This window comes from Leucobacter sp. M11 (assembly GCF_035726885.1).
Classification (GTDB): domain Bacteria; phylum Actinomycetota; class Actinomycetes; order Actinomycetales; family Microbacteriaceae; genus JAPFRB01.
In genome coordinates this window covers 584,980-590,701 of the sequence record NZ_JAPFRB010000003.1, presented here as the reverse complement: position 1 = coordinate 590,701, position 5,722 = coordinate 584,980, and the positions used below count along the sequence as shown (strand labels likewise).

At 72.1% G+C, this 5,722-nt stretch carries 5 protein-coding genes; 1 reads left to right on the top strand and 4 read right to left on the bottom strand.

Going from position 1 to position 5,722, the window contains the following annotated elements:
- Both OOT08_RS11185 and OOT08_RS11180 read right to left on the bottom strand, forming a co-directional pair.
- Nucleotides 1-859, bottom strand: an 859-nt coding sequence (locus OOT08_RS11185) for a HAMP domain-containing protein (RefSeq protein WP_442916221.1), incomplete at its 3' end; no start/stop codon positions are given.
- Nucleotides 852-1,592 carry a response regulator transcription factor gene (locus OOT08_RS11180; RefSeq protein WP_325092712.1) on the bottom strand — a complete coding sequence of 247 codons (741 nt, stop codon included), beginning with the start codon at nt 1,590-1,592 and terminating at the stop codon, nt 852-854. The genes OOT08_RS11180 and OOT08_RS11185, both read right to left, overlap by 8 nt.
- Nucleotides 1,593-1,805: 213 nt before the next feature.
- Between OOT08_RS11180 and OOT08_RS11175 the strand changes: the two genes are divergently transcribed.
- On the top strand, nt 1,806-2,426 hold the full coding sequence (locus OOT08_RS11175) for a YqaJ viral recombinase family protein (protein WP_325092915.1): 621 nt from the start codon (nt 1,806-1,808) through the stop codon (nt 2,424-2,426).
- A gap of 146 nt (nt 2,427-2,572) precedes the next feature.
- On the opposite strand, the gene OOT08_RS11170 is transcribed toward OOT08_RS11175, so the two are convergent.
- A complete protein-coding gene (locus OOT08_RS11170) occupies nt 2,573-4,987 on the bottom strand; it encodes an HAD-IC family P-type ATPase (RefSeq protein ID WP_325092711.1) in 2,415 nt (804 codons plus the stop codon).
- Nucleotides 4,988-5,165: 178 nt separating this feature from the next.
- On the bottom strand, nt 5,166-5,722 hold a 557-nt coding region (locus tag OOT08_RS11165), incomplete at its 5' end, for a flotillin domain-containing protein (RefSeq protein ID WP_325092710.1).

The window sequence follows — 5,722 nt, the reverse complement described above, 5'->3', positions numbered from 1 at the left end:
TCTCCACGTTGCCGACCATGCCGTTCACGGCGCTGAGCACGCGCCCGACTTCGCTGCCCGCGTCCACGCCGGCCACGTCGAGCCGCTCCAGGCCGGAGACATCGCCGCGGTCCAGGTCGCGGGCGGCGATGCCGTCCGCGAGCGCCGCGACCCGCTCCAGGGGCCGAAGTTCGCGCCGGATGAGCACCGTGCCGATCGTGGCAAGCACGATCACGCCGACGAGGGCGACCCCCGCCACCCGCCAGGCGAGCCCGGAAACGGTGCTCTGGACATCGCCGAGGGGCAGGCCGACGATCACGACGGAGCCGTTGATGACCGCGCCCTGCACCCGGTACTCCCCGAGCGCCGCGCCGAGGCCGAGGGAGTGCGGCAGGCCGTCCGCGGGCAGCGCCGCGAGGGCGTCCAGGTGCCCCTGTTCGACCGGGAGCACCGCGCCGTCCTCGCCGAGGTAGCCGCCCGTGAGCGTGCCTGAGGCCACGACGACGGCCAGGGTGCCCGGGGCCTGGGCGGGGCCGTTCAGGATCGCGTTCGAGTCGCGCCCGCCGACCTCAACCTCGGGCCAGAAGTTCGCGGTCGGGCCGCTCTGGGTGACCACGTCCGCGCCGCGGGCGAAGGCGCTGTCGAGCTGCTGGTCCAGCCGCTCGGAGAGGGAGCGGTTCAGGGTGGCCACGCTCACGACGCCGATGACGGCGCTGATGAGCACCACCATGAGCAGGGCGAGCGCGACGATGCGGGTGCGCAGCGTCATCGGCCCGCGCGCCCGGCCCCCGGGGGTCGCGAGCGCGGCCAGGGCGGAGCCCGCCGAGGCCCCCGGCGAGTGCGGGGCGGCCCCGTGCGGAGCCGCCGCGGACTCAGGCATCGTCGGAGGGGGCCGCCGGGGGTCGCAGCAGGTATCCGGCGCCGCGCACCGTGTGGATCATGGGCTCGCGGCCCGCGTCGATCTTCTTGCGCAGATAGGAGATATACAGCTCGACGACGCTCGGCTTGCCGGTGAAGTCGTAGCTCCAGACCCGGTCCAGGATCTGCGCCTTGGACACGACCCGGCGGGGGTTGCGCATCAGGAAGCGGAGCAGCTCGAACTCGGTGCCGGTCAGCTCGATGAGCTCGCCGCCGCGATACACCTCGTAGCTCTCCTCGTTCAGGCTGAGGTCGCCCACGCGCAGCACCGGATCGGGGCTCTGGGCGAGCGTGACGAGGGAACGCCGGACGAGCCCGCGCAGCCGGGCCACGACCTCCTCCAGGCTGAAGGGCTTCGTGACGTAGTCGTCGCCGCCCGCGGTGAGGCCCGTGATCCGGTCCTCGAGGGAGTCCTTCGCGGTGAGGAACAGCACGGGCACGACGCTGCCCTCGCTGCGGAGCCGGGAGAGCACCGTGAGCCCGTCGATGTCGGGCAGCATCAGATCGAGCACGATGACATCCGGGTCGAAGGCGCGGGCCTGGGTCAGGGCCTCCTGCCCGGTGGCCGCGGTGCGGACCTCCCAGCCCTCATAGCGGAGGGCCATCGCGAGCAATTCGGACAGGGAGGCTTCGTCGTCGACGACGAGAGCGCGAACTTTTTCGCCGCTGGCTTTTTGGGGGGAATTCGTCAGCATTCCTCTATGATCCCCCGCGGACCTTTGATTCAGCTTTGAGCTCACTGTTTCTTTCGGCGCGGGCCGCGGTTCCGGGACAGGCCGGGCCGCGTGCCCCGCTCCCCCGCGCGGGGTGCCACAATGGACAGGATGAGTTCCCCGGCACTGCTTCCCCCGCACGAGCCCGCGCCCAGCGCGTCCGCTCCCGCGCCGGGGACGGTTCCCGCGCCGGGGATGGCTCCCGCGCCGGAGCAGACCCCCGCCGAGCGCCTCGCGGAGTATCGCTACCGGACCCGGCTCGTCACGGACGGCACGAACCGCATTGAGTGGTTGCGGGCGCGTTCTCGCGGTATCACCGCGACCGATGTCGCGAAGCTGTCCACCCCGAAGTCCATCGACACCGCCGCCTGGGCAAAGCTGCACGGCACCGGCTTCAGCGGCAACGCCTTCACCGAGCACGGCAAGGCCCGCGAGCCGCTGATCGCCGAGTGGGTCCGCGAGAACTTCGGCATCGAGTCCAGCCAGGGGCTGTTCCACGCCGAGCAGGATCTGCGCCACCTCGCGACCCCGGACGGGATCGGCGAGCGCCAGAACGGGACGATCGAGCTCAGCGAGATCAAGACCACGAACAAGCCCTGGCGCACGATCCCCCGCAACTACCTCCGCCAGGTGTGGTGGCAGCAGCACGTCCTCGGCGCCGAGCGCACCCTCGTGGTGTGGGAGCAGCACGAGAACTTCGTGCCCGTCTCGGACGAGCCGCTGTACCGCTGGGTGGACCGCGACGAGAACGAGATCGCGAAGCTCGTCGGCCTCGCGGGCGAGCTCATCGACACGCTCATCGCCCGCAGCCGCTGACGGCGAGGCGAGACCCGCCAGCCCGAGCCGCCTCGGCTGAGCCGCCTCGGCTGAGCCGCCTCGGCTGAGCCGCCTCGGCTGAGCCGCCTCGGCTGAGCCGCGCCCGCGGGCCCGGCCCGTACCGGTCGGGGCCGCGGGCGCGGCGCTTAGGCGGGGACGGCCTCGTCCTGGTGCGCGATGAAGCGCAGGTGCCAGGCGCGCAGGATCTCCACGAGGACGATGCCGACGGCGACGATGGCGATCGTCGGGGCGATCAGCTCGTCCGGGAGCCAGGTGATCTCGAAGAACTGCCGGGACAGCGGGATCGCCCAGACCAGGGCCAGGCCCGCGTACATCGCGAGCACGACGAGAATGCGGAGCAGGTTCGCCGGGCGCGCGAGCACGGCGAGCACCCAGAGCGCGATGCCCGCGAGGGTCAGGGTCGAGGCCGAGTGCAGTTCCTCCGGCGTGAAGTCGCCGAGGGAAGAACTGATGAGCTGCTGGGCGACAAGCCCCGCCGTGACGATGAGCCCGGCCGGGATCGCGAACGCGAGGGAGCGTTTCAGGAAGCCCGCCCGGTACCGGGTCGCGTTCGGCATGAGCGCGAGGAAGAAGGCGGGGATGCCGATCGTGAGCCCGTCCGTGATGGACAGCTGACGCGGCAGGAAGGGGAAGCCCCAGAGCATGATGCCGAACACGAGCGACAGCGCGACCGCGTAGGTGGTCTTTGACAGGAACAGCATCGAGACCCGCTCGATGTTCGCGATGGCCTTGCGGCCCTCCGCGACGACGCCCGGCATCCGGTCGAAGCGCCCGTCCAGGAGCACCAGCCGGGAGACCGCCTTCGTGGCCTGCGCCGCGGTGTCCATCGCGATGCCGATGTCGGCCTCCTTGATCGCGAGGGCGTCGTTCACGCCGTCGCCCGTCATGGCGACGGTGTGGCCGTGCCGCTTCAGGGCGATGACCATGTCCTTCTTCTGCTTCGGGGTGACCCGCCCGAACACGCGGTGCTCGTCGAGCACATCCGCCAGCTCCTCGATGTCCTCGGGGAGGTTGCGCGCGTCGTAGCCCTCGACAACGTCGAGGCCGACCTCGCGGGCCACGGCGGCGACCGTGCGGGGATCGTCGCCGGAGATCACCCGGACCCCGACGCCCTGCTCGGCGAAGTAGCCGAGCGTCTGGGCCGCGTCGGGGCGCACCCGCTCGCGGAAGGTGAGCAGGGCCACGGGGGCGAGCCCCGCGGGCAGGTGGGCCCCGCGCTCGTCCTCGGGGGCCTCGGCGGCGGGGCTGTGCGCGAGCACCAGGGTGCGTCGCCCGGCGGCGGCGAATTCCCCGGCCCGGGCGAGCACGGCGGCGTTCCGCTCGGCGGCCTCGGCGTCCGGGGCGAGCACCATCTCGGGGGCGCCGAACACCCAGGTGCCGGGGAGCTCCGCGCCGAAGCTGACCGCGCTCCACTTTCGGGCCGAGGTGAAGGGCACGGTGCCCGTCGGGGTGAGCGGCGTCCCCGCGGCGAAGCCCTCCGCGAGGCAGCGCGCGGTCGCGTTGGCCTCCACATCGGCGCCGATCCAGGCGAGGACGCGCTCCCAGCCCGGCTCCGGCGCGGCGGCAACGGGGTGGCTCTCGTCGAAGACGATCTCCCCCGTCGTGAGCGTGCCGGTCTTGTCCAGGCAGAGCACGTCCACGCGGGCGAGGCCCTCAACGGCGGGCAGCTCCTGAATGAGAACCTGCTTCTGCGCGAGCTTCACGCCGCCCGCGGCGAAGGCGATGCTCGTCATGAGCACGAGGCCGAGCGGAATCATCGCGATCACGGCGGCGACGGTGCCCACCGCCGCCTCCTGCCACGCTCCCGTGCGCAGGGCGAAGCCCCAGCCGCCGACCGACATCATCTGGCCGTGGATGAGGATCGCCATGACGGGGGCCAGCAGCCAGGTGATCCACTTCAGGAGCCGGTTCTGCGACTCGCGCAGCTCGGAGGACACGAGCGAGAAGGAGCGCGCCTCCGCGGTGAGCTGTGCGGCATAGGACTCGGCCCCAACGCGGATCACGAGCGCGTGCGCGGACCCCGCGACCACTCCGGAGCCCGAGAGCACCTCGTCGTCGGGGCGCTTGCGGATCGCGTCGGACTCCCCCGTGAGCAGGGACTCGTCGATTTCGAGGCCGCGGGCATCGAGCACCCGGGCGTCGGCCGTCACCTGGTCGCCCGTGCGGAGCACGAGCACGTCGTCCAGCACGACCTCTTCGAGCGGCACCTCGACCTCGACGCCGTCGCGAAGCACGCGCGCGCTCGGCGCGTTGAGCACCGCAAGCCGGTCCAGGGTGCGCTTCGCCTTGAACTCCTGCACCACCCCGATGAGGGTGTTGAACAACGCGGGGAAGCCAAAGAGCGCGTCCTGCCACCGCCCCAGGACGAGCAACAGCCCGAAGCCCGTCATCACGATCCCGTTGAAGAGCGTGAAGACGTTCGCGGCGAGGATCGACCACAGGGAACGACTGGTGTCGGCGGGAGCCGCGTTCCCGAGGCCGTTGCGGAGCCGCTCGGCGGCTTCTTCGGCGGTCAGGCCTCGGGTGTCAACTGTCTGCATGATTCCACCGTAACGACCCAGAGCCTGAGGACTTCATTTTTCGGGCAGAGATCACCCGCATGAGGGAGCAAAACCATACCTGAGTATGACGGGGGTCCCCCCGACGCCGCCGCCCGCACACGCGCGTGGGGCCCGGCCGCTGCCAAGCGATCGGGCCCCACGGGGTGCGTTCCTCGGGTTACTCGGCGTGATCCGGCCCGCTGGTGGGCGTCACGGCCTCGGCGGCCTCGCCGCGGGGCGCGCGGTCCACGACCACCGGGTCGGGCGCGACCTCGGCGGCGGGCACCACGAACTCGGCGGGCTCGCTCCGGGCCGCCCGGCCCGCGGCCGCGCCCGTGGCGGAGCCGGTGGCCACGCCGTTGAGCATGCCGACGAGGTCGATGCCGACCGTGTCCTTGGCCATCTCGAGGAGTCCCTTGATGTTGCCCATCGCGTCGCCGGCGACCTTCGAGGCGCCGTCCGCGGAGACCACGGTCATGTTGTCGATCGAGCCGATCGCGCGCGCGTACTCGGCGGCGATCGAGGGCAGCAGGTGGATGAGCTCCTGGGCGAGCACGGCCTGGGACTGGGTCTCCAGGGCCGCGGCGCGCGCCTCGACGGCGTTTGCCTCGGCGACACCCTTCGCCTGGATGGCGCGGGCCTCGGCCTCACCCTCGGCCGCGATGGCCTCGGCCGCGGCGATACGCGCGGCCCGGTTGGCGAGACCCTCGCGCTCGATGGCCTGGGCGCGCCCCT